A 22,940-nucleotide genomic window follows, 5' to 3' on the forward strand; every position below is an offset into this window, starting at 1 on the left:
GGTTTCGGATATACAGACAGCTTCGCCGGGGTCGGTCGTCGCCGCCGTCGACGACCGGCTTCCCCGCGCGAGTCACAGCGCCGGTTCCACAACGTCGTGGTACCTGCGCGTCACCTCCCCGATCACCTCGTCGAAGTCCGCCGCCCAAACGGCCGCGTTGAAGATCTCCACCTCGACGTCACCCGAGTACCCGGTCGCCGCGACCTGCCGGGTCAGCCGGCCCAGGTCGATGTCACCGTCACCGGGATAGCCGCGTCCGAGCAGCACGTCGGCGGGCACGGGCGTGAGCCAGTCGCACACCTGGTACGACGCGATGAGCCGTCCCGCGCGGGCGATCTGCTCGTCCACGGCCGGGTCCCACCACACGTGCAGCGCGTCCACGACGACGCCGACCGACTCGTGCCGTTCGGCGATGTCCAGCGCCTGGGACAGCGTCGACAGCACGCCGCGATCCGCGCAGAACACCGGATGCATCGGTTCCAGCGCCAGCACCACGCCCGCCTGCGCCGCGTGCACCGACAGCTCGGCGATGGCGTCGGCGACGCGCTGACGTGCGCCGATGAGGTCCTTGTCGCCCGCCACTCCCCCGACGACCATGACCAGCGTGCCGGTGCGCAACGCCGCCGCCTCGTCGATCGCTCGGCGGTTGTCGTCGAGCGCGCTTCGGTTGTCCACGGCCGTGAGGAACCCGCCGCGGCACAACGACGACACGCGCAGCCCGGCGTCCTGGACGATCTTGGCGGTGCGTTCCAGGCCGTGGTCGGCGACCGGTTCGCGCCACAGCCCGATCGACTCGATCCCGTGCCGCGCACAACCGTCGACGGCTTCGGCGACCGTGGCGCGTTTGATCGTGGCCTGGTTCAGCGAGAGGCGAGCCACTGGCTCCACCGCCGTTCCGCGAACTCCGGTTCGACCACGCCGGCGATCTCCGCGAGGCGTTTCGCCTCGGCCAGGTGCTCGATGCTGCGCGCGGTCTCCAGGCCACCGAGCAGTTGGAACCGCTCCTGGTGCCCGGCGAGCCACGCCAGGAACACGACGCCCGTTTTGTAGTAGTAAGTCGGCGCGCTGAACAGATGGCGGGACAACGGAACCGTCGGCGCCATGATCCGGTGGAACTCGCCGGTGTCGCCCTCCGCCAGCTTGGCGAGTGCCTTCGCCGCCACCGGTGCGATCGGGTCGAAGATGCCGAGCAACGCGTGGCTGTGGCCCTGCTCGTCGCCCGCGATCAGCTCCGGGTAGTTGAAGTCGTCGCCGGTGTAGCAGCGGACGCCGTCCGGCAGCGCGCGCCGCAGCCCGATCTCGTGGGCGGCGTCGAGCAGCGAGACCTTCACACCGTCGACCTTGTCCGGCCGCGAGCGGATGATCTCCAGGAAGTTCCGGGTGGCCTGGGTGACGTCGGCCGAACCCCAGTACCCCTCCAGCCGCGGGTCGAACGCGGTGCCGAGCCAGTGCAGGACCACCGGTTCGCTGACGCGGTCGAGCAGCGTGCCGTAGACCTTCTCGTAGTCCTCGGGACCGCGTGCCGCCGCCGCGAGCTGACGTGAGCACATCAGGACGGGCTGGGCGCCGGCCTCCTGGACGACCTCGAGCTGTTCCAGGTAGGCGTTCAGCACCTCGTCGAGGCTTGCCCCACCGGTCAGCTGGTCGGTCGCGACACCCGCGCAGATCCGTCCCGCCTTCTCGGCGGCGCTGCGGCGGATGAGCTCGGCGGCCGCCGGCCAGTCCAGGCCCATGCCGCGTTGCGCGGTGTCCATGGCCTCCGCGACACCCAGGCCATGCGACCACAGGTGGTGCCGGAACGCCAGGGTGGCGTCCCAGTCGACCGTGCGTTCGTCCTGGGCCACAACGTGAGCGGCGGCGAACACGATGCGGTTGAACTGACCTTGGCTAGACATCGGCGATCTCCACCCGGCGACCCTCCGAAGAGGACCGCAGACCGGCCGCCGCCAGCGCGACGCCCCGTGCCCCGGCGCGGAAGTCGTGCGGGAACGGCGCGCCCCCGTAGACGTGGCGCAGGAACTCCGCCCACTGCACCTTGAAGCCGTTGTCGAACTCCTCGTTGTCCGGCACCTGCTGCCACTGGTCGCGGAACGGGTGCGTGACCGGGAGATCCGGGTTCCACACGGGTTTCGGCGTGACGGCGCGGGGCTGCACGAAGCACTCGCGCAGCCCCGCGACCGCACTCCCCTCGGTGCCGTCCACTTGGAACTCGACGAGCTCGTCGCGGCGCACCCGCACGCACCAGGACGAGTTGATCTGGGCGATGACGCCGTTCGCGATCTCGAAGATCCCGTACGCGGCGTCGTCCGCGGTCGCCTCGTAGGCGTTGTCCTGTTCGTCCCACCGGGTTGGAATGTGCGTCACGGCCTTCGCGGTCACGGCCTCGACCCGGCCGAACAGGTCGTGCAGCAGGTAGCTCCAGTGGCAGAACATGTCCGAGACGATGCCGCCGCCGTCCTCCGCCCGGTAGTTCCAGCTCGGGCGCTGCGCGGACTGCCAGTCGCCCTCGAAGACCCAGTAGCCGAACTCGCCGCGCACGCTGAGGACGCGGCCGAAGAAGCCGCCGTCGATCAGCCGCTTGAGCTTGCGGATGCCGGGCAGGTACAGCTTGTCCGCCACCACGCCGTGCTTCACGCCCCTGGCCTCGGCCAGCCGCGCGAGCTCCAGTGCCTCCTCGACGGTCTCGCTGACCGGCTTCTCGGTGTAGACGTGCTTGCCGGCCTCGATCGCCTTCGTGATGGACTCGACGTGCTTTGACGTGACCTGCGAGTCGAAGTAGATCTCGACCGACGGGTCGGCGAGCGCACTGTCGAGGTCCGTCGTCCAGCGCGCGAGGTCGTGGCGCTCGGCGATCTCCTTGAGCTTGTCGGCGTTGCGGCCCACGAGGACCGGTTCGACCTTCAGCACGGTCCCGTCCGGCAGCCGCACGCCCTCGTCGCGCAACGGAAGCAGCGAACGGACCAGGTGCTGGCGGTACCCCATCCGCCCGGTGACACCGTTGACCGCCACGCCAATGGTCCGAACCGCCATCGCACCTCCCTGGAAACAGCGCTGGAAAGCGCTTTCCCGCCACGCTAATCGCGGCGCTTGACGGACGTCAACCTCCTCGCGAGTTAGTCTCAGCGCTCACATGCAGGTTGACGGAGGTGGTCGTGTCCGCCCGACAGGTGACGCTCGCCGAGGTGGCGAAGCAGGCGGGTGTGTCGTTGGCGACCGCTTCTCGCGTGCTCAACGGCAGCACGCGGCAGGTGAGCGAGGACCTGAGCGAGCGCGTCCTGCGCACCGCGGAGGAGCTCGGCTACGTGCCGAACGCGTCCGCGCAGGCGCTGGCCCGCAACTCGAGCTCGCTGGTCGGGCTGGTGGTCCACGACATCACCGACCCGTACTTCTCGTGCATCGCGGCGGGGGTGACGCGGGTCGCCGAGGCCGCCGGGCTCTCGGTCGTCCTCGGCACGACCGGGCGCCGTCCCGAACGTGAGGCGGAGCTGCTCTCCACCCTGCGTGCGCATCGGGCCCGTGCGGTGGTGCTGGCCGGTTCGCGCACCACGGACCGCGCCGCGCAGTCGCGGCTGGCGGCCGAGATCGACGCGTTCAGCGAACAGGGCGGGCGTGTCGCGTGCGTGTCGCAGGCGAAGCTCGGCACCGACACGGTCGTTCCCGGCAACCGCGCGGGCGGCCGCGCCCTGGCCCGTGCGCTGACCGAGCTCGGCCACAAGAAGTTCGCCGTGTTGGGTGGTCCTTCCGAGCTCGTGGTGGCCCGCGACCGGCTCGCGGGGTTCAAGGCAGGCCTCGCCGACGCCGGGATCGCACCGCCCGTGGTGATCAACGGCGCCTTCACCCGTGACGGCGGGTACGCCGCCGCGATGGAGCTGCTGGCGTCGAAGTCGCGCTCCACCTGCGTGTTCGCCGTGACGGACGTCATGGCGATGGGGGCCATGGCCGCGCTGCGCGAACGTGGCGTGCGCATCCCGGAGGACATCTCGATCGCCGGGTTCGACGACATCCCGACACTGCGCGACACGGTTCCGGCACTGTCCACCGTGCGACTGCCGCTGGAGGAGATGGGCGAGATCGCCGCAGGTCTCGTGCTGGACGCCGGGGGTGACGAGGCACGCACCGTCCGGGTGGCCGGTGAGGTGGTGCTTCGGGCCTCCACTGCCCACAATTAGACTCGTCTGGCTGTTCACGTACTTGAGTCATGAGGAGTTGAGCCGTCCCCATGGGGTCTGGCCCCGGCTGGCATACCAACCCGGTCCCTTGTTCCTGCAGTTCAGGAGCACGTAGGTGACCGGAATCCTTCTCAGCGTGCTCGGTCTGGTCGCCGTAGTGGCACTGACCGCGGGCACCTTCATCGCGGTGGCGGCCGAGTTCTCGCTGACCGCGCTGGAACGAAGCACCGTCGAACGTCACGTGGCCGAGGTGGGCGACGCCAAGGCGCACACCATCGACCGTGCGCATCGCACTCTCTCGTTCCAGCTCTCCGGCGCACAGCTCGCCATCACGCTGACCACGCTGATCACCGGTTACATCGCGGAGCCCGCGATCGCGAACCTTATCGAGCCCGGACTCACGGCGCTCGGCGCGTCCGGGGCCCTGGCCGACGGGTTGTCGCTGGCGCTGGCACTGGCGATCGCGACGTCGTTGTCGATGGTGTTCGGCGAGCTCGTGCCCAAGAATCTGGCCATCGCGAAGCCGCTGGAGACCGCGCGGAGCGTGGTCAGCATCCAGGCGGGGTTCTCCAGGATCTTCCGCTGGTTGATCAACTGGATGAACAACTCCGCGAACTGGCTGGTCCGGCGCCTGGGCGTCGAGCCGGTCGAGGAGCTGGCGTCCGCGCGGTCACCCGAGGAGCTGGGCGCGCTGGTCCGCACGTCCGCCGAGCACGGCACGCTGGACCAGGGCACCGCGGTGCTGCTGGACCGGTCGCTGCGCTTCGGCGACCGGACGGCCGGCGAGCTGATGACGCCCCGCGTGCGGGTCGAGGCGTTGCGCGGCGACGCGACGGTCGCGGACCTCGTGATGAAGGCCCGGCAGACCGGCTTCTCCCGGTTCCCCGTGCACAACGGCTCGCTGGACGAGGTGAGCGGGATCGTGCACGTGAAGCAGGCCTTCGCGGTGCCTTCCGCTCTGCGTACATCCACTCCGCTGTCGGCGTTGACCCGGCCCGTGTACTCGGTGCCGGAGACGCTGGAGGGCGATGCCCTGCTGGACCGGCTGCGGGCGTCCGGGCTGCAGACGGCGCTGGTCGTCGACGAGTACGGCGGCACGGCAGGGATGGTGACGCTGGAGGACGTGGTCGAGGAGATCGTCGGCGACGTGCGCGACGAGCACGATCGCGGTGAGGCGGCCCCGGTGCGGTCGCTGGGGTCGAACAGCTGGATCGTGTCCGGGCTGCTGCGCGACGACGAGGTGGCCGACGCGACCGGGTTCCAGATGCCCGAGGGCGACTACGAGACGCTGGCCGGCCTGGTGCTGGCGCGGCTCGGCCGGATTCCGGACGTCGGCGACGAGATTCGCGTCGACGGGTGGAGGGTGACCGTCATGCGGATGGACAAGCACCGCGTGGCCGAGCTCCGGGTGGTGTCGTCCTCGTGAACTTCCTCATCATCGCCTTCCTGCTGGCGGGCAACGCGTTCTTCGTCGGTGCCGAGTTCGCGGTGATCACCGCGCGCCGGGACCGCCTGGAGGCGTTGGCGGACAAGGGATCTTCCCGGGCCCGCACCGCGATCAAGGCGTCGCAGCAGCTGCCGTTGCTGATCGCGGGCGCGCAGCTGGGCATCACGCTGTGCTCCCTAGGGCTCGGCGTGATCGCCGAACCCGCGCTGGCTTCCGTTCTGGAGGGGCCCCTCAGCGCCGTTGGGCTGCCGTTGGCCGTGGTGCACGGTGTGGCGTTCGCGGTGGCGTTGGTCATCGTCGTCGCGCTGCACACGATCCTCGGCGAGATGGTGCCGAAGAACCTGGCGATCGCCGGTCCGGAACGGGCCGCGGTGTGGCTGGTCCCGGTGCACTACGGCTTCTCGCGGATGATCGCACCGGCGCTGGCCTTGTTCACGGCCGTCGGCCGGTGGGTGCTGCGCCGGTTCGACGTGGAGCCGGTCGACGAGCTGGAATCGGCCTACACGCCGGACGAACTGGCGTTGCTGATCGGCCAGTCCCGGTCCGAGGGCCTGCTGGAGGACTCGGAACACCGGCGGCTGACGCAGACGTTGTCCTCCGCCGCACGCACCGTGGCCGACGTGCTGGTTCCGCTGGACAGGCTGACAACGGTGTCCGCGTCGCCGACCGTGGGCGAGATCGAGGCCGCCGTCGCGGAGACCGGGTTCTCGCGGTTCCCCGTGCTCGCCGACGCCGGGCTGATCGGGTACCTGCACGTCAAGGACGTGCTGGACCTGGAAGGCGCGGAGACGTCGGTGCCACGTGACCGGGTGCGCGGGTTGCCCGAGGTGCCCGCGGACGCCCGCCTGGACGAGGCGCTGACCGCGTTGCGCCGAGCCCAGTCGCATCTCGCGCGCGCAGTGAGCGCGGACGGCACAGTGCTCGGGGTCGTGGCGATGGAGGACCTGTTGGAGGAGTACGTGGGCACGGTGCGCGACGGCACCCACGTGCGCTGGGTCTAGAGGCTTTCACCGGGGGCTGTGCGGATTTCGAGCATCGTGCAGCCCTTGTCCGTCCGGTAGGGACCGTGGGGCATTCCGGGGCGGCGGCTCGCGAAGTCGCCGGCCCGGAACGTCCTGGCGAGGGTCAGATCGGTGAGATCGCCCTCCAGCAGGTAGACCTCCTCGTGGTAGTCGTGGCGGATCACGCCCTCGGTTTCGAGGCCCGGTTCCCAGCGCGCGATCCTCGTGAGGGTCGACGTGTCCGGGTCGCGGCTCAGGACTCGTTCGGTGACGCCTTTGCCGTCCTGACGCCAGTCGATCGCCTCGACCGGGAAGAACTCGTGTTCCTCGCGCATCACAGCCTCCGGTTCGCCAGCACGGGCAGCTCGGCGCGGACCTCTTCGACGAGCTGAACGTCCACATCGGACAGAATCGTGCCGGGGATGCCTTCGAGTCGCTCGCGCACGGAGCCGATCGGGTCGATCACAGCGCTGCGGCCGATTCCCGTCGGGGCGGAACCGTGATCGGCATCGGGGTCGGCCTGCCCGCAGGCGAGGACCCACGACGTCGCGTCCAGAGCACGGGCCTGGACCAGCAGGTCCCACTGGTCGGCCTTGCCCGGGCCCGCTCCCCAGGACGCCCCGAGCAGGATGACGGGCGCGGTGGCGGCGAGGGCGCGGAAGAGTTCGGGGAACCGGACGTCGTAGCAGGTGGCGAGGCCGATCGTGGTGCCGTCCACCTCGAACGTCACGGGCTTCTCGCCGGGGGTGACGGTGTCGGACTCGCGGAAGCCGAAGGCGTCGAACAGGTGCACCTTGTCGTAGCCGAGGTGCAGGCCCGCACCGGTGACGAGGGTCGTGTTGGTGACCTTGTCCCCCTCGCCGGGTGTGAACATGCCGGCGACCACCACCACGTCGTGCTCGTCGGCGATCTCGCGGACCGCCGTTGCCCACGGGCCGTCGAGAGGTTCGGCGATCGGCTTGAGCGGCACGCCGAAGCGGCACTGGGCGGCTTCCGGGAACTGCACCACGCGTGCGCCGTTCGCAGCAGCGCTCGCTACTTCGGCGCGGACGGTGGCAAGGTTCTCCTGCGGATCAGCGGTGGAACTGATCTGGCACAACGCGAAGCGCATGATCCTCCTCTGGTATACATGTTGTATGCAGGGTGCAGACAGCTTGTCTGGCAGAGAAAAGGCCTACGAGTTCCTCAAGGACACGATTCTCGCCGACCCTGGGATGCAGGGGCGGTTCATCAGCGAGCAGGACGTCGCCAACCAGATCGGCGTCTCCCGCACACCGATCCGCGAGGCCCTGCTGCTGCTCGCGGCCGAAGACCTCGTGCAGCTCGTGCCGAAGAAGGGGGCGTACGTCGCGCCGTTGTCCTCGCGCCAGATCAGCGAGTTGATGGAGTTGCGCGGCGTCATCGAGCGGTACGCCGCCGAGCGCACGATCGGCGAGGGCACCGTTCCGTTGCGGCAGATGCAGGAGCTCATCGAGCAGCAGCGGTTCCTGGTCGAGGACGCGCGGCAGTTCATCGACGTCGACAGGCAGTTCCACGCGCTGCTGGTGGCGGCGACGGGCAACGAGCTGTTGACGAAGACCTACGAGGGGTTGCGCGCACGGCAGGTGCGCGCGGGTGTGGTCGCGTTGTACCGGGCGCACGGCAGGCAGCAGGCCGTGATCGACGAGCACGACGTGATCGTGGCCGCGCTCGAGTCCGGAGACGTCGGCGCGGCCACCGCGGCGATCACCGCTCACTTGGACACCACGCTGAAGGTGCTGCTCAACGGCTGAACCTCGTCGTCCGGCTGAGGATCGCGGCCGAGCCAGAGGCCGACGAGCGTCACCACGCACGCCACGGTGACGTAGAGGCCGACGATCACCCACGTGCCGAACCCGGCCAGCAGCGCGGTGAAGAGCAACGGGGCGATGGCGCCGCCGATCACACCGGCCAGCGTGTAGGCGAGCGAGCTTCCGGTGTAGCGCAGGCGTTCGGTGAACTGCTCGGCGATGAACGCGGCCTGCGGCCCGTACATGAACGCGTGGAAACCCAGCCCCACCACGACTCCGAGCACGATCAGCGGCCACGACCTCGTGTCGATGAGCGGGAAGAGCACGAACGGCCACACCGCGCCGCAGACCGCGGCCACCGCGTAGAGACCGCGCCGGTTGACCTTGTCCGACAGCCAGCCGGCGAGCGGCATCAGGAACAGCTGGAAGCCCGAGGCGATCAGCACGGCGACGAGACCGACGTTGCGCGGCAGCTTCAGCTGGGTCGTGAGGTAGGTCAGCACGAAGACGGTGTGCAGCGCGTACAGCACGTCCGGGCCGACGCGGCACAGCACGGCGGCGACCAGCGGCCGGGTCTGCGTGCGGAACACCTCGCTGATCGGCGCGGACGGGCGGTCGCCGCGCGCCTCGATCGCCTTGAAGACCGGCGTCTCCTCCAGCTTCACGCGAATCCAGAGGCCGAAGATCACGAGCACCGCGGACAGCAGGAACGCCACGCGCCAGCCCCACGACATGAACGCGGCGTCCGACAGCGCGACGCCGAGGAGCGCGAGCACGCCGTTGGCCATCAGGTTGCCGGCGGGCGGGCCGATCTGGGCGGCCGAGGCCCAGAAGCCGCGTTGCTCCGGGTTGCCGTACTCGCTGGACAGCAGCACCGCGCCGCCCCACTCGCCGCCGAGCCCGACGCCCTGCGCGAATCGCAGCAGCACGAGCAGCACACCGGCCGCGGGGCCGATGGCGGCGTGCGTCGGCAACAGGCCGATGAGCAACGTCGCGATACCGGTGATCATCAACGTCGTGACGAGCACGCGTTTCCGGCCGATCTTGTCGCCGAGCCGGCCGAACAGGAACCCACCGAGCGGCCGGGACAGGTAACCGACCGCGTACGTCGAGAACGCGAGCAGCGTCGCGGTGAGCGGTTCGGAGCTCGGGAAGAACAACGGGCCGAGCACGACGGCCGCGGCGACGTTGTAGATCGCGAAGTCGTACCACTCCAGGGCGGTACCGGAGAGCGAGGCCACGAAGGCGCGCACCAAGGCCGAACGCGGCACGTCCTGCGTTGCTGCACCTGCGTCTGATGCACCTGCGTCTGATGTACCTGCGTTTGATGTAGCTGGCGGCATGGCGTAATACTGCCTGTATACAAGTCGTATGCGCAAGGAGTACCGCATGTCTACCGTTCGTACACAGACCACCACGCTGCAGTTCGACCTTCCGGACGGCTCCGTCGCCGAGGTCACCGTGACAACTTTGCTGAACGGCGGCTACGCAGGTCGCAGCCAGGAGGAAGTGGCCGCTCACGTGCGTGAACTGGCTGAGCTGGGGGTGCCGGCGCCGTCCGTGACGCCGAGCCTCTACCCCGTCTCGCCGTACCTCGCGCAGCAGACCTCGACGGTTCCAGCGCAGCACGGCAAGACGTCCGGCGAGGCGGAGTGGGCACTCGTCGTCACCTCGGACGACGTCCTGCTGACCGTCGCCTGCGACCACACGGACCGCGCGCTGGAGGTGCACGGCGTCGCGTGGAGCAAGAACGCCGGGCCGGACGTGCTGGGCCGCGGGGCGTGGCGGCTGTCCGAGGTCGCGGACCGGATCGACTCGATCGAGCTCACGGCGTGGGCGGACGGCGTGGAGATCCAGCGCGGCACCTTGGCCGAGCTGCTGACCCCGCAGTACTGGGTGGAGCGGCTGCGCGAGCTGGGGCAGTTCGAGCCCGGCACCGTGCTGCTGTCCGGCACGATCCCGATGCACCACGGCGTGGACCAGTTCGCGTCGAGGTGGCGCGTCGAACTGCGCGACCCGGCGACCGGCGATGTCCTCGACTGCGACTACGAGGTCACCAGGCTGCCCGACCCCATCGGCTGAACCGGTATGTGGCGCCGGGGGCCGTGTCGATCGAGGGGCCGGCGCGTTCGACGTACCTGTGCAGGACACGACACAGGGAGGCACAGAAGATGAGCAAGGTCTACACGGGCGCCAGCACCTCGATCGACGGCTACGTCTCGGGCCCGGACTTCTCCGGCTTCGACAAGCTGTTCGCCTGGTACGAGGCGGGCGACGTGGCGTTCACGGTCCCGACGGGCGCGATGACCGTCAACCTCACGCCCGCCAGCGCCGCCTACTTCGGCGGGATGATCCAGGCGACCGGCGCGCTGGTCGTGGGGCGCAAGCTCTACGACTTCACCAACGGCTGGGGCGGCCAGCACCCGATGGGCGTGCACACCGTCGTGCTCACCCACCGGCCGTTGGAGGACAACGAACACTTCACGTTCGTCACCGGCGGCATCGAGGAAGCCGTTGCGGTGGCCCGGAAGCACGCCGCCGACAAGGCCGTCGGGCTCAACTCGGGCGAGATCGCGCGGCAGGCCATCGACGCGGGCCTGGTGGACGAGATCTTCCTCGACCTGGTGCCGGTGATCCTCGGCGGAGGCACGCCGTTCTTCGCGCCCGGCAAGGGATACGCGCTGGAGGGCCCGGTCTCGGTCGTTGAGAGCACCTCGGTCACGCACCTGCGCTACAAAGTCACGTATGAAGCTCCGGAGACTGACTGACGCCGACTCGACGGAGCTGTTCCAGGCCATCACGGAATCGCTCGCACACCTGCGGCTGTGGATGCCTTGGGCGGCCAACGGCTACGACGCGTCGATGCTCGCGGACTTCCTCGCCGGCGCCGAGAGCGGCTGGGCACACGGAACGCTGTTCCCGCACGTCATCACCGTCGACGGCGCGATCGTCGGCCTGGTGACGGCGAACCGGGACGGCGAGGACGACCTCGTGGAGATCGGCTACTGGCTGCACCCCGCACACACCGGACGGGGCCACGCCACGGCCGCCACCGCGGAGCTCGTGGAGTTCGCGTTCGCGCTGGAGGGCGTGCGCAGGATCCAGATCTGGCACGACGAGGCCAACGTCGCGAGCAGCGGTGTGCCGCGGCGGCTCGGGTTCACCGAGATCGACCGCCGCACACCGCCGCGCGAACCCGCGATCGGCAACCGCGTCGGGGTGGACGTCGTGTGGGAGCTGCGCCGCTAGGCGCGATCCCACCTGCGCGGTCCGCCTCAAGAGGCCAGTGACGCCTTCACCGCGCGAGTGCGGTCGTCAGCGAGCACTTCGTCGTCACCGTTCTCGATCGCCTGCAGCACCTGGGAGACGACGTCCTCCGGCGCGATCTTGGGCGCGTCGATGCCGTCCGTCATGTCGGTGTCGATGAAGCCCACGTGCACGCCGATGACGTTGGTCCCCTGCTCCCGCAGGTCTTCGCGCGTCGACTTCGTGAGCGACCAGCCCGCCGCCTTCGACGCCGCGTAGCCGCGCCAGGCCGGGCGGCCGACCCACGAGAGGATGCTCAGGACGTTGACGAGGGTGCCGCCGCCGTTGGCCTTGAGGACGGGCGCGAACGCGTCCGTCGTGCGGACGAGGCCGTAGAAGTTGACCTCGAACTCCGCCTTGATGCTGTCCACGTCCTCGCCCGCGACGAGCACGCCGGCGTTGTTGATGACGATCGAGACGTCGCCGAGCTCCTTGGCCGCGGCCGCCACGGACGCGTCGTCGGTCACGTCCAGCTGGACCGGGACGACGCCCTCGTCCACGACGGACGCCGGGTTGCGGGCACCGGCGTAGACCTTCGCCCCGCGCTTCGCGAACTCCTGGGCGAACGCCCTGCCGAGCCCGCGGTTGGCTCCGGTCACCAGCACTGCCGCACCGTTGAAGTCCATGACCCCTACCTCCTAAGTTGGCTTTCCAAACTCACGTTAGCGGCGTAAGTTGGATTTTCCAACCCACTGATAGGATGGTCACATGGCACCTCGAAGCTGCTCCATCGCGAACGCACTCGGAGTCGTGGGCGAACGCTGGTCGCTGCTGGCTTTGCGCGAGGTCTTTCTCGGCGTCACCCGCTTCGACCAGATCGCCGCGAACACCGGCGCCTCACGTGATGTGCTGACCGTGCGGCTGAAGAAGCTGGTCGCCGCCGGGGTGCTGGAGAAGCACCAGTACTCCGAGCACCCGCCACGGCACGAGTACCTGCTCACGGACTCGGGGCGCGCGCTGCACAACGTGATGCTCATGCTCAAGGAGTGGGGCGACACGTACGTGACGGAGGGGGCCCTTCCCCTCGTGTGGGAGCACTCGTGCGGCGCGGTGCTGGAGCCCCGTGTGGTGTGCACGGCGTGTGGCGAGGAAGCCACATCCGAGTCACTGACTCGTGCGGCGGAGCTGACCCACTAAGTTGGGCGGCATGAGTGAGGACGACGAGGACGAGTTCGCCGAGGACGACGACTTCGAGGACGAGGAAGACCCGGACGACCTCTTCGCCGTCACGCCCGAACCGCGCACGGTCTGCCACCTGTGCGGGGGTGCGAGCTACATCGCCGCGCCGACGCTGGCGATCATCGGTGGCGCGCCGCGGACCGTCGACAACGGGCGGGAGTGCCCGCACTGCAACGGCGCGCGGACGTTCAGCGGGCTCGTGCCGCCGCTTTAGCCCTGTTCTCGGCGTGCCAGTCGACGAACTCGGTCACCGACAGGCGCGCCACCTCGGCGCCGATGATGTCCAGGGCCAGGTCCGAGGCCCGCCTGAAGCGCACGCAGGCCTTGCCCATGTCGAGCTTCTTGCCGGTCTCCGCCCACCGGGCGCGGAACGACTCCTCGAACTCCTCCATGACCGTGGTCAGGTGGACGGAGCAGTAGCGCTTCTGGGCGCCGAGGGCGACGTAGAGCAGCGGCTTCTTGTTGTAGGTCGGGCCGCTCACCTCCAGCGGCACCGCGTAGACGATCAGGCCCCAGTCCATCGTCTCGACGTAGCCGCCGGGGAGGTTGGCGAGGACGACATCACGCACCACCTCCATCTCCGCACGCTGCTCATCAGGCAGTTCGGCGAGGTACTGGGCGACCGTGGAGGCTTGGCTCTTCACCATTCGCGTACGGTAATCGCCCGTGGAGGTCCTGTCCCGAGCCGAATGGCACGAACTGCGCGACGCGCACGTCGCGCGCATGCGCCGGTTCACAGGACCGCATCAGGAACGGAAGCTTCGCAAAGAGAAGCACCCGGTCATGGACTTCCTCTTCACGTATTACAGCCATCGGCCCGTGCGGCTCGAACGCTGGCATCCAGGGCCCGGCGTCGTTCTCGAGGACGCGGCGGAGTACCTGGAGTTCCCGCACTACAAGGCCACGCCCGAGGGCGTCACGCTCGACGTCGAGAGCTTCGTGGGCCAGCGGGCGAAGACGCTGGAGTTCGTCCAGGGGTTGCTGACGGCGACGCTGAGCAGGCCCGCCCGCCTCGGCTGTTTCGGGCTGCACGAGTGGGCGATGGTCTACCGGCAGCAGCCGGAGGAGGTCCGGCACAACGCGTGGCCGCTCCGGCTCGGCAGCGGCGGCACGGACCAGGTGGTCGAGGCGAGCCGGATCCAGTGCGGGCACTTCGACGCCTTCCGGTTCTTCACGCGACCCGCCCGGCCGCGCAACGCTCTGCAGCCGACCCGTGACGAGCAGTTGCTGAACGAGCAGCCGGGGTGCTTGCACGCGAACATGGACCTGTTCAAGTGGGCCTATAAACTGGAACCGGCGACGCCGTCCGATCTCGTCGCCGACTGCTTCGAACTGGCCGCTGACGTGCGCGAACTCGACATGCAGGCCTCCCCGTACGACCTGGCCGGGCTCGGGTATCCCCCGGTGAGGATCGAGACGCCGGAGGGGCGCGCGGAGTACGTCCGGCGGCAGGCCGGGTTCGCTGAGCAGGCAAGACCGTTGCGAGAACGGCTCATCTCCGTTTGCCAGTCGATACGTGGAGTGACTTCACTTCGCTGACGAAGTTCACCTGTTAGCGTGATTGGCGGTCGTCGGGGGCCGCTGAGTAGTTGTGAGGGATCGATGTCTCGACACCGCGCTCTGCGGGCGAAGGTGAAGCGCGGAATCGCCAAATGGCCCGTGCTCATCGTCGTGCTCGTGGTGCTGCTCGGCCTCAGCTGGCTCGCCCTGTCGTGGGCCGGTGGGGTGCTCGACAAGCGCTCGCAGGCCTTGGCCCAGAACTGCAGCGAGGGCGACTCGGTGCTGCGCATCTCCGTGACGCCCAGCGTCGCGGAGGCCGTCAGGGACGTCGCCCACGCGTACAGCGCGACGCGGCCCGTCGTGTACGACCACTGCATCGCGATCGAAGTGATCTCCGCGGACTCCTCCGCGGTGCTCGAAGGCCTGACGACGGCGTGGGACGAGCAGAAGCTCGGCAAGCGCCCGCACGCGTGGCTGCCCGACTCGACGCTCTGGGCGAACCGGCTGTCCGCGCTGAACGCGAAGCTGGTCGGCTCGGCGCCGAAGTCCGTCGGCACGTCGCCGGTGCTGCTCGCGGCTCCCGAGGCCGCCGCGCCGGTGCTGAAGGACTTCCGCTGGTCGGACATGCCCGAGGTGACGGACTGGAGCAAGTACGGCCAGTCCTGGGGCCGGTTCAGCGTCGCGATGCCCGATCCCGCCACGAACACGGCCTCCGCGCTCGCGATCCAGGCGGCGCTGGCCGGCGGCAAGGGCCCGGTCACCGCGGAGTCGCTCGGATCGGACGCCGCGAAGGCCTCGCTGTCCAAGCTGGCCGCCACGGTGCCGCCGGAGGTTCCGCCGACGACGCGGGACGCGTTGCGGCGACTGGGTGACAGCGCGACGGTCAACGCGGCGGGCTTCTCGGCCACTCCGGTGTCCGAAGTGGACCTGTTCAAGCACAACACGGGCAAGGAGGCCCCGTCGAAGCCGTTGGTGGGCGTGCTGCCCGCCGGCCCGGCTCCGGTGGCGGACTTCCCGTACGTCGCGCTGGGCGGCAGCGAGGTCGGCGAGGCGGAGGTGCGTGCGGCGCAGGCGTTCCGCGACTTCATGACCGAACCCTCGCAGCAGGCGATCCTGGCGCGCGGCGGCCTGCGGGTGGAGTCCACTCAGGACCGTCCGTCACCTTCGCCGGGCGTGTCCTGGTCCCCCGTCACGGAGAACCTGGTCGCCGCCGACGCGACGACCACGCAGCAGCTCTCCTCCGCCTGGGCGTCGGCGGACCGCGGCGGGCAGGTCGTCACGGTGCTGACGGACGTCTCGACGTCGATGAAACCCAGGCTGGACAAGGTGAAGGCGGCCCTGCGCGGTCAGGTCGACAGGTCCGTCTCGGGGTCGTTCGGGCTGTGGGAGTTCGCCCGCGACCTCGACGGCTCGAAGCCGCACAAGCAACTCGTCGCCACCGGTCCCGTCAGCGAGAAGCGCGACGCGTTGCGCAGGTCGATCGACGCGCTCAAGACGGCGGACGGCTCGCAGCTCTACACCGCGCTGGCGGCCTGCTACGAGACGGCGCACGACGGCTTCGTGGCCGGGCGGGTCAACCGGGTCGTGGTGATCACCGACAGCACCTCGGACGGCGGGATCGACCTGGCGGCGCTGAAGGCGCAGCTGCACGGGACCGACCTGCCGGTCAGCTTCATCGCCATCGGCGGCGAGGTCGACAAGGCCACGCTGACGGACATCGCGCAGACGACCGGCGGGTCGGTGTCGGTGGTGGAGAACGTGGACGGCGTGGAGGCGGCGCTCGGTCAGGTGCTGTCGACGAACGCCTGACCGAGCGCGACCGGTCGCTCAGGCGGCGTTGAAGCGGTCGGGGTCCGGACCGGTGCGGGTCCCGTTGTCGAGCTCGGTGATCACGAGCATGTCGTCCTGGGCCAGCTCGAAGTCGAAGATGTCGATGTTCTCCTTGACCCGGTAGGGCGTGACGGACTTCGGGATCACGACGTTGCCGAGCTGGACGTGCCAGCGCAGCACGATCTGGGCCGGGGTCTTGCCGTACTTGTCGGCGAGACCGGTGATGTCCGGTTCGCGCAGCAACGCGCCGCCCTGCGCGAGCGGCGACCACGCCTCGGTGACGATGCGGTGCGTCACGTGCACCTTGCGCATCTCTTCTTGCTGCAGCAACGGGTGCAGCTCGATCTGGTTCACCGCCGGGGTGGTCGGGAACTCGTCGAACAGGCGCTGCAGGTGTGGTGTGTGGAAGTTCGAGACGCCGATCGCGCGCACGCGGCCGTCGGCGTAGAGCTTCTCCAGAGCGCGCCACGTGTCGGCGTAGAGGTCGCGCTCGGGTGTCGGCCAGTGGATGAGGTAGAGGTCGAGCACGTCGCGGCGCAGGCGGCGCATGCTCTCGTCGAACGCGCGCAGCGTCGCGTCGTGGCCCTGGTCGGCGTTCCACAGCTTGGTGGTGACGAACAGGTCCGGCACGCCGGCGATCGCGTCGCCGACGCCGGACTCGTTGCCGTAGGCCGCGGCCGTGTCGATGCTGCGGTAGCCGGCCTCGATGGCCGTCGTGACCGCACCGGCCACCTGGTCCTCCGGCACCTGGTAGACGCCGAAGCCGAGTTGGGGGATCCGTACTCCGTTGTTCAACGCAATCAGCGGAACCATGCCCGTAGCTTCGCATCGTTGTAGACGTCCTGCATCGCCTCGATTGTTTCGACGATGTCGCGCCGCACCTCGTCCGGTGCCAGCACTTCCACGTCCGCGCCGAATTTGAGCAGGTCAGCCACAGCGTGCCGGTTCGACTCGGTGGGGAAGCCGAACTCCTCCCCCGGTTCGGGTGCGAGGTCCCGGATCACGCGTGCCTGATGACCGCTGAGCAGGTACTGGGTCTTGTCCAGGCCGGAGCGCGTCATGCGGACCGTGACGCGTTCGCCGTACATGCGGGCCTCGAACTGCTCCGACCACTCCGCCCAGAACCGCGCGAGGTCGAAGTCCCCGGGACGTTCGAACGTGTCCGGTGTGGCGTGGAGCGCGAGCACCCGCGAGACGCGGTAGGTGCGGCCGCTGCCGACGAAGTACCAGGTGCCCGCCTTCAGCACGAGCCCGTACGGGTCGACCTCGCGTTCGACGGTCTGGTCGCCCCAGCGCCGGTAGGTCATGCGGACCCTGCGCTGCTCCCAGACGGCGTCGGCGATGGTTGGCGAGGTGCTCGGTGGGCTCGTCGCCGCGGAACCACGTCGGGGTGTCGAGGTGGAAGCGCTGGCGGATCTGCTCGGCCCGGGTCCGCAACTCCGTGGGCAGCGCGGCGAGGAGCTTGAGCTGGGCGGCGGCCGCGAACTCCCCCAGCCCCAGCGCCTGCGCGGGTCCGGGGAGACCGGCGAGGAACAGCGACTGCGCCTCGTCCGTCGTCAGGCCGGTGAGGCGGGTGCGGTAGCCGTCGACCAGCTGGTAACCGCCCGCCGGGCCGCGGTCGGAGTAGATCGGGATGCCGGAGGCGGAGAGGGCCTCGACGTCGCGGTAGATCGTGCGCGGCGAGACCTCCAGTTCGGACGCCAGTTCGTCGGCCGTCATCCGGCCCCTTCCCTGCAGGAGCAGGAGGACCTGGAGGAGCCTGCCGGATTTCATGGAATGAACCTGACACGATCTGTCAGGAATTACCAGCAGAGTGGTCCGCATGAAGGCAACCGGAACCATCGAAGTGAAGAGCTGGGACGAGAAGACCTGGGACGGCCGGTCCTACAAAGACGTCGAGGGCCGCAAGCTCACCGAGGCGCACGTCCAGTTCGGGTACGCGGGCGACGTCAGCGGCACCGGGAGCTGCCGGTACCTCATGTACTACGGCGACGACGTGGCGTGGACGACCGCGATCGAGGAGATCACGACGGACGAGGGCACGCTGGTGCTGCGGCACGTCGGCGCGTACCGGTCCTCTGTGGAGGCTGTCATCGAGATCGTCGACGGCACCGGGAAGTACCTGAACGCGCGAGGTGCGGTGACGGTGGACTGGGCGGAGGATGGCAGCGGCACCTACACCCTGGAGTACGAGGTCTGACGATGACCAACGCCCCTCTCTACGACGCGGCCAAGGAACGGATCACCGCGCTGGTCTCCGGCGCGGATCCCCAGACACCCGTGCCGGCGACGCCCGGCTGGTCGGTCAAGGACGTGGTGGCGCACCTCGCCGGCGGTCTGCGCGACTTCGCGGACCGCCGGTTCGACGGTGTCGAGTCGGGCGAGTGGGGCGAACGGCAGGTGCGCGACCGCCGCGACAACTCGCTGGCCGACGCCTTCGCCGAGTGGGACGCCAACCTGGAACTGGCCCGGCCGCTGTTCGACACGCCGATGGGGCCGGTCCTCGTGGCCGAGGTGATCGCGCACGAGCACGACCTCCGTTCGGCGCTGGGGGTGCCGGGCGAGCGGGACGGCGTCGAGGTGCGGGCGGCGCTGGTGAAGCCGTTGCAGCAGCTCGACCAGCGGATGCGGGAGAACGACGTGCCGGCGTTGCGGATCACGCTCGAGCACGGCGACCGGGTGCTCGGGCACGGCGAGCCCGCCGGGACGTTGCGGACGACGTCGTTCGAGCTGATGCGGGCCATCGGCGGGCGGCGGTCGGCCGACCAGATCAAGGCACTGGACTGGGACGGCGATCCGGACGTCTGGATCGCCGCCCTGGCGTTGTTCGGACGGCACCGGCCGGAGCCGTTCGAGGAGTAAGTTCCTCCGGCGTGAGCGACTGGCTGGCGGACACGCGGGACTCCTACGACACGGTCGCGGTCAGCTACGCCGACCAGACGCGCGACCTCCTGGACGGCCTCCCGCACCTGCGGGCGGCGCTGCGGTTGTTCGCGGAGGAGGTGCGCGGTCCCGTCGCGGACGTCGGTTGCGGGCCGGGCAGCATCACCGCGCTCCTGCACGGACTGGGCGTGGACGCGTTCGGCATCGACCTCTCCCCCGCGATGATCGCGCTGGCCCGGCGGAACCACCCCGGCCTGCGGTTCGAGGTGGGGTCGATGACCGAACCGCTCCCCGAGGCGGTCGGCGGGATCATCGCCTGGTGGTCGCTGATCCACGTACCGGACGACGACGTGCCCGCGGTGTTCGGGCACTTCCGCGAAGCGCTGCGGCCGGACGGGTTGCTGCAGCTGGGTTTCCACGTCGGCGACGAGACGCGGCTCAAGACGCAGGGCTACGGCGGGCATCCGATGCGCGTGCACGTGCACCTGCGACGGCCCGAGCGGGTCGCGCAGTGGCTGCGGGCGGCCGGGTTCACCGTCGAGGCGCGGTGGCTGCTCGGCGAGGACGGGGCGGTCCTGTTCGCGCGGCGCGGGTGAGACGATCTGACCGTGTCAGATGAACAGACGTGTCAGCGGTGCGGCGAGACGGTGGAGCTGGAGGAGGAAGACTTCGAGCTGTTCGAGCGGATGCACCCCGACTGCTTCCACTTCGCGTTCGAGCACGACCTGAACCAGCCGGGCATCGGCGCCGACGAGAACTGCGGCGACGACGCCTGCCCCGTCGCCGTGTGACGTTGATGAGGGGAGCTTTCATAAACCTGGGGTTTATGAAAGCTCCCCTCATCAAGTACGTCAGTTGCTGTACGCCGAGAGCGGCGGACAGGAGCAGACCAGGTTGCGGTCACCCTTCGCGCCGTCGATGCGGCGGACGGGCGGCCAGATCTTCGGAGTCGCGCTCTGGCCCGCCGGGAACACGGCCTCTTCGCGGGTGTACGGGTGGTTCCACTCGCCGACGGTCACGCAGGCCGCGGTGTGCGGGGCGTTGCGCAGCGGGTTGTCCTCGACGGGCCAGTCGCCGGCGCCGACGCGGTCGATCTCGCGCTTGATGGCGATCATGGCGTCGATGAACCTGTCGATCTCGGCCAGGTCCTCGGACTCGGTCGGCTCGACCATCAGGGTGCCGGCGACCGGGAACGACATCGTCGGGGCGTGCAGGCCGTAGTCGGCGAGCCGCTTCGCGACGTCGTCCACCGTCACGCCGGTGGCCTTGGTGATCGGGCGCAGGTCGAGGATGCACTCGTGGGCCACGAAGCCGCCCTCGCCGGTGTAGAGGACCGGGTAGTGCTCGTCCAGCCTCCGCGCCACGTAGTTCGCGGCGGCCACGGCGGTCAGGGTCGCGCGGCGCAGGCCGTCGCCGCCCATCATGCGCACGTACGCCCACGAGATCGGCAGGATCGACGCGGAACCCCACGGGGCGCCCGAGATCGGTCCGACACCGGTGGCCGGTCCCGCCGTCGGCTGCAGCGGGTGGTTCGGCAGGAACGGGGCGAGGTGGGACTTCACGCCGATCGGGCCGACGCCGGGGCCACCGCCGCCGTGCGGGATGCAGAACGTCTTGTGCAGGTTCAGGTGCGAGACGTCCGAGCCGAACTTGCCGTAGCGGGCCAGGCCGATCAACGCGTTGAGGTTCGCGCCGTCGACGTAGACCTGGCCGCCCGCGTCGTGGACCAGGCCGCAGACCTCGCGGACGGTGTCCTCGTACACGCCGTGGGTCGACGGGTAGGTGATCATGATCGCGGCGAGGTCGTCGGCGTGCTCGGCGACCGTCGTGCGCAGGTGACCCATGTCGATGTTGCCCTTGTCGTCGCACTTCACGACGACGACGCGCATGCCGGCCATGACGGCGGACGCGGCGTTGGTGCCGTGGGCGGACGACGGGATCAGGCAGACGTCGCGGGCGGCGTTGCCGTTCGCGCGGTGGTAGGCGCGGATCGCCAGCAGGCCCGCGAACTCACCCTGCGAACCGGCGTTGGGCTGCAGCGACACGGCGTCGTAGCCGGTGACCTCGGCGAGCCAGGCCTCCAGGTCGGACACGATCTTCAGCAGGCCCTTGGCGTCCTCGACGGGCGCGAACGGGTGCAGCGTCGAGAACTCCGGCCACGTGATGGACTCCATCTCCGCGGTGGCGTTCAGCTTCATCGTGCAGGAGCCGAGCGGGATCATGCTGCGGTCCAGGGCGACGTCCTTGTCGGACAGTGCGCGCAGGTAGCGCAGCAGCGCGGTCTCGGAGCGGTGCGCGTGGAAGACCGGGTGGGTCAGGTAGTCCGAGGTGCGGCGCAGGTCGGCCGGGATGCCGTCGGCGGTGTCGCCGTCGATGGCGTCCACATCGGACCCCTTGACACCGAAGGCTTCCCACACCGCGACGATGTGCGCGCGGGTCGTCTTCTCGTCGCAGGCGATCGCCACGACGTCGTCGTCGACCTTGCGGAGGTTGATGCCGGCCTCGCGCGCCTTCTCGACGACAGCGGCGGCCCGGCCCTCGACGCGCACCTGGACGGTGTCGAAGAACTCGCCGTGCACGACGTCGAGCCCGGCCTCGCACAGGCCCGTGGCGAGCACGGTGGCCAGGCGGTGCACGCGGGTCGCGATCGAACGCAGGCCCTCGGGACCGTGGTAGACGGCGTACATGGACGCGATCACGGCCAGCAGCACCTGTGCGGTGCAGATGTTCGACGTGGCCTTCTCGCGGCGGATGTGCTGCTCGCGCGTCTGCAGCGCGAGGCGGTAGGCCAGCGAGCCGTCGGCGTCGACGGAGACACCGACGAGACGGCCGGGCAGCTGACGCTCCAGACCGGACCGGACGGCCATGTAACCGGCGTGCGGGCCACCGAAGCCGATCGGCACGCCGAAGCGCTGCGTGGTGCCGATGACGACGTCCGCGCCGATCTCACCCGGCGCGCGCAGCAGCGTCAGCGACAGCAGGTCGGCGACCACGACGGCCTGGGCGCCGGCGGCGTGGATCTCCTCGACCAACGCGGCCTGGTCGCGCACCACACCGGACGCGCCGGGGTACGACAGCAGCACGCCGAAGAAGTCGCCACCGAGGCCGAGGCCTTCGATGCCCTGGGAGAGGTCCGCGACGACGATCTCGATGCCGAGCGGCTCGGCGCGCGTCTCGATGACGGCCAGCGTCTGCGGCAGCGTGTCGGCGTCGATGACGAACTTGTTCGACTTGGACTTGCCGGCGCGGCGCACCAGCGTCATCGCCTCGGCGGCGGCGGTCGACTCGTCCAGCATGGACGCGTTCGCGACCGGCAGGCCCGTCAGGTCGCCGACCATGGTCTGGAAGTTCAGCAGCGCTTCGAGGCGGCCCTGCGAGATCTCGGGCTGGTACGGCGTGTACGCGGTGTACCAGGCGGGCGACTCGAGCACGTTGCGCAGGATCACGCCCGGCGTCACGGTGTCGTAGTAGCCGAGGCCGATCATCTGCGTCATCGGGCGGTTCTGCGACGCGAGCTCACGCAGCTCGGCCAGCGCCTCGGTCTCGGTGGCCGGGGCGGGCAGCTCCAGCACGAGGTCGCGCTCGTGGATGGACGAAGGCACCGCGTGCTGTGCCAGCTCCTCGAGCGACCCGACGCCGATGACGTCGAGGATGCGCGCGAGCTCGGCGGGGCGCGGACCCACGTGCCGGTCGGCGAACGGGGTGCCGTGCTCGAGAGCGGCGAGCGGAATGCGGTCCTGCGTCATCAAACGCCTCCGGGGGTGGCTGCGGGCACACGTGTCCTGTGCCCTCCCCGCTCTGTCCGTACCCCGAAGGGCGCCTGAGAGGTTCACCCACCACGAGGATGGGCTTTCAC

Annotated in this window: 26 protein-coding genes and 1 pseudogene; 15 read left to right on the top strand and 12 right to left on the bottom strand. The window is 69.7% G+C overall.

The genetic code is table 11. The features are described from left to right. Positions 1–72: 72 nt before the first annotated feature. The 3 genes from LX88_RS36525 to LX88_RS36535 are packed head-to-tail and all read right to left on the bottom strand — an operon-like array spanning position 73 to position 3,030. Positions 73–879 (bottom strand): sugar phosphate isomerase/epimerase family protein, encoded by an 807-nt coding sequence (locus tag LX88_RS36525; RefSeq protein ID WP_258952330.1) that lies wholly within the window; start codon positions 877–879, stop codon positions 73–75. After that, entirely contained in the window at positions 861–1,895 is a 1,035-nt protein-coding gene (locus LX88_RS36530) for a dihydrodipicolinate synthase family protein (RefSeq protein WP_258952331.1), read from the bottom strand. The genes LX88_RS36525 and LX88_RS36530 overlap by 19 nt, the downstream gene beginning before the upstream one ends. Beyond that, positions 1,888–3,030, bottom strand: coding sequence for a Gfo/Idh/MocA family protein (locus LX88_RS36535; RefSeq protein WP_258952332.1), 1,143 nt, complete (start codon positions 3,028–3,030; stop codon positions 1,888–1,890). The genes LX88_RS36530 and LX88_RS36535 overlap by 8 nt, the downstream gene beginning before the upstream one ends. 122 nt (positions 3,031–3,152) lie before the next feature. Between LX88_RS36535 and LX88_RS36540 the strand changes: the two genes are divergently transcribed. The 3 genes from LX88_RS36540 to LX88_RS36550 all read left to right on the top strand — a co-directional run bounded on the left by LX88_RS36540 (position 3,153) and on the right by LX88_RS36550 (position 6,617). Beyond that, positions 3,153–4,169 carry a LacI family DNA-binding transcriptional regulator gene (locus tag LX88_RS36540; protein WP_258952333.1) on the top strand — a complete coding sequence of 339 codons (1,017 nt, stop codon included), beginning with the start codon at positions 3,153–3,155 and terminating at the stop codon, positions 4,167–4,169. A gap of 115 nt (positions 4,170–4,284) precedes the next feature. Further along, complete coding sequence (locus LX88_RS36545; RefSeq protein WP_258952334.1) at positions 4,285–5,595, top strand: hemolysin family protein; 1,311 nt, start codon at positions 4,285–4,287, stop codon at positions 5,593–5,595. Continuing rightward, positions 5,592–6,617 carry a hemolysin family protein gene (locus LX88_RS36550; protein ID WP_258952335.1) on the top strand — a complete coding sequence of 342 codons (1,026 nt, stop codon included), beginning with the start codon at positions 5,592–5,594 and terminating at the stop codon, positions 6,615–6,617. The genes LX88_RS36545 and LX88_RS36550 overlap by 4 nt, the downstream gene beginning before the upstream one ends. On the opposite strand, the gene LX88_RS36555 is transcribed toward LX88_RS36550, so the two are convergent. After that, positions 6,614–6,952 (bottom strand): cupin domain-containing protein, encoded by a 339-nt coding sequence (locus tag LX88_RS36555; protein WP_258952336.1) that lies wholly within the window; start codon positions 6,950–6,952, stop codon positions 6,614–6,616. The two genes, LX88_RS36550 and LX88_RS36555, sit on opposite strands and share 4 nt — an antisense overlap. Continuing rightward, a complete protein-coding gene (locus LX88_RS36560) occupies positions 6,952–7,728 on the bottom strand; it encodes a carbon-nitrogen hydrolase family protein (RefSeq protein WP_258952337.1) in 777 nt (258 codons plus the stop codon). The genes LX88_RS36555 and LX88_RS36560 overlap by 1 nt, the downstream gene beginning before the upstream one ends. A 43-nt stretch (positions 7,729–7,771) precedes the next feature. Between LX88_RS36560 and LX88_RS36565 the strand changes: the two genes are divergently transcribed. Further along, complete coding sequence (locus LX88_RS36565; protein WP_258952338.1) at positions 7,772–8,389, top strand: GntR family transcriptional regulator; 618 nt, start codon at positions 7,772–7,774, stop codon at positions 8,387–8,389. On the opposite strand, the gene LX88_RS36570 is transcribed toward LX88_RS36565, so the two are convergent. Beyond that, the gene (locus LX88_RS36570) at positions 8,350–9,729 is read right to left on the bottom strand and encodes an MFS transporter (RefSeq protein WP_307791792.1); all 1,380 of its coding nucleotides are present in this window, start codon (positions 9,727–9,729) and stop codon (positions 8,350–8,352) included. The genes LX88_RS36565 and LX88_RS36570 overlap by 40 nt on opposite strands. 46 nt (positions 9,730–9,775) lie before the next feature. Here LX88_RS36570 and LX88_RS36575 point away from each other — a divergent pair, with 46 nt between their 5' ends. From LX88_RS36575 to LX88_RS36585, 3 genes are all read left to right on the top strand, one after another. Continuing rightward, complete coding sequence (locus tag LX88_RS36575) at positions 9,776–10,468, top strand: DUF2848 domain-containing protein (protein WP_258952340.1); 693 nt, start codon at positions 9,776–9,778, stop codon at positions 10,466–10,468. 89 nt (positions 10,469–10,557) lie between these two features. Further along, positions 10,558–11,154, top strand: coding sequence for a dihydrofolate reductase family protein (locus LX88_RS36580; protein WP_258952341.1), 597 nt, complete (start codon positions 10,558–10,560; stop codon positions 11,152–11,154). Beyond that, positions 11,132–11,635: a GNAT family N-acetyltransferase gene (locus tag LX88_RS36585; protein ID WP_258952342.1), complete on the top strand. Its 504-nt coding sequence runs from the start codon at positions 11,132–11,134 to the stop codon at positions 11,633–11,635. The genes LX88_RS36580 and LX88_RS36585 overlap by 23 nt, the downstream gene beginning before the upstream one ends. Positions 11,636–11,661: 26 nt before the next feature. Here the strand turns inward: LX88_RS36585 and LX88_RS36590 are convergent, their stop codons facing one another. Next, positions 11,662–12,318 carry an SDR family oxidoreductase gene (locus tag LX88_RS36590; protein WP_258952343.1) on the bottom strand — a complete coding sequence of 219 codons (657 nt, stop codon included), beginning with the start codon at positions 12,316–12,318 and terminating at the stop codon, positions 11,662–11,664. An 82-nt stretch (positions 12,319–12,400) separates the two neighbouring features. Between LX88_RS36590 and LX88_RS36595 the strand changes: the two genes are divergently transcribed. Further along, positions 12,401–12,829, top strand: a complete 429-nt coding sequence (locus LX88_RS36595) for a winged helix-turn-helix transcriptional regulator (RefSeq protein WP_258952344.1) — start codon at positions 12,401–12,403, stop codon at positions 12,827–12,829. Positions 12,830–12,839: 10 nt separating this feature from the next. Continuing rightward, the gene (locus LX88_RS36600; RefSeq protein ID WP_143086981.1) at positions 12,840–13,085 is read left to right on the top strand and encodes a hypothetical protein; all 246 of its coding nucleotides are present in this window, start codon (positions 12,840–12,842) and stop codon (positions 13,083–13,085) included. Here the strand turns inward: LX88_RS36600 and LX88_RS36605 are convergent. Continuing rightward, positions 13,060–13,518, bottom strand: coding sequence for a DUF1801 domain-containing protein (locus LX88_RS36605; RefSeq protein WP_258952345.1), 459 nt, complete (start codon positions 13,516–13,518; stop codon positions 13,060–13,062). The genes LX88_RS36600 and LX88_RS36605 overlap by 26 nt on opposite strands. A 76-nt stretch (positions 13,519–13,594) precedes the next feature. Here LX88_RS36605 and LX88_RS36610 point away from each other — a divergent pair, with 76 nt between their 5' ends. Then, positions 13,595–14,410: a 3-methyladenine DNA glycosylase gene (locus tag LX88_RS36610; RefSeq protein ID WP_258952459.1), complete on the top strand. Its 816-nt coding sequence runs from the start codon at positions 13,595–13,597 to the stop codon at positions 14,408–14,410. A 63-nt stretch (positions 14,411–14,473) separates the two neighbouring features. Beyond that, entirely contained in the window at positions 14,474–16,180 is a 1,707-nt protein-coding gene (locus tag LX88_RS36615) for a substrate-binding domain-containing protein (RefSeq protein WP_258952346.1), read from the top strand. An 18-nt stretch (positions 16,181–16,198) separates the two neighbouring features. Here LX88_RS36615 and LX88_RS36620 read toward each other — a convergent pair whose 3' ends face one another. The 3 genes and pseudogenes from LX88_RS36620 to LX88_RS44850 all read right to left on the bottom strand — a co-directional run. Continuing rightward, on the bottom strand, positions 16,199–17,014 hold the full coding sequence (locus tag LX88_RS36620) for an aldo/keto reductase (protein ID WP_258952347.1): 816 nt from the start codon (positions 17,012–17,014) through the stop codon (positions 16,199–16,201). Next, a complete protein-coding gene (locus LX88_RS44845; protein WP_504928593.1) occupies positions 17,002–17,508 on the bottom strand; it encodes a helix-turn-helix transcriptional regulator in 507 nt (168 codons plus the stop codon). The genes LX88_RS36620 and LX88_RS44845 overlap by 13 nt, the downstream gene beginning before the upstream one ends. A gap of 346 nt (positions 17,509–17,854) precedes the next feature. Next, positions 17,855–18,043: pseudogene (locus LX88_RS44850) on the bottom strand (HTH domain-containing protein); the annotation flags it as partial. Between LX88_RS44850 and LX88_RS36630 the strand changes: the two are divergent. The 4 genes from LX88_RS36630 to LX88_RS36645 are packed head-to-tail and all read left to right on the top strand — an operon-like array spanning position 18,024 to position 19,875. Continuing rightward, positions 18,024–18,401, top strand: a complete 378-nt coding sequence (locus LX88_RS36630; RefSeq protein ID WP_258952348.1) for a DUF3224 domain-containing protein — start codon at positions 18,024–18,026, stop codon at positions 18,399–18,401. The pseudogene LX88_RS44850 and the gene LX88_RS36630 overlap by 20 nt on opposite strands. 2 nt (positions 18,402–18,403) lie before the next feature. Continuing rightward, a complete protein-coding gene (locus LX88_RS36635; RefSeq protein ID WP_258952349.1) occupies positions 18,404–19,063 on the top strand; it encodes a maleylpyruvate isomerase family mycothiol-dependent enzyme in 660 nt (219 codons plus the stop codon). 11 nt (positions 19,064–19,074) lie between these two features. Beyond that, on the top strand, positions 19,075–19,680 hold the full coding sequence (locus tag LX88_RS36640; protein WP_258952350.1) for a class I SAM-dependent DNA methyltransferase: 606 nt from the start codon (positions 19,075–19,077) through the stop codon (positions 19,678–19,680). 12 nt (positions 19,681–19,692) lie between these two features. Then, positions 19,693–19,875 (top strand): hypothetical protein, encoded by a 183-nt coding sequence (locus LX88_RS36645; RefSeq protein ID WP_258952351.1) that lies wholly within the window; start codon positions 19,693–19,695, stop codon positions 19,873–19,875. A 60-nt stretch (positions 19,876–19,935) separates the two neighbouring features. Here the strand turns inward: LX88_RS36645 and gcvP are convergent, their stop codons facing one another. Further along, positions 19,936–22,830: an aminomethyl-transferring glycine dehydrogenase gene (gene gcvP / locus LX88_RS36650; RefSeq protein WP_258952352.1), complete on the bottom strand. Its 2,895-nt coding sequence runs from the start codon at positions 22,828–22,830 to the stop codon at positions 19,936–19,938. Positions 22,831–22,940 lie beyond the last annotated feature (110 nt).

The sequence above is a fragment of the Lentzea californiensis genome (genome assembly GCF_024648825.1).
GTDB classification, from domain to species: domain Bacteria; phylum Actinomycetota; class Actinomycetes; order Mycobacteriales; family Pseudonocardiaceae; genus Lentzea; species Lentzea californiensis.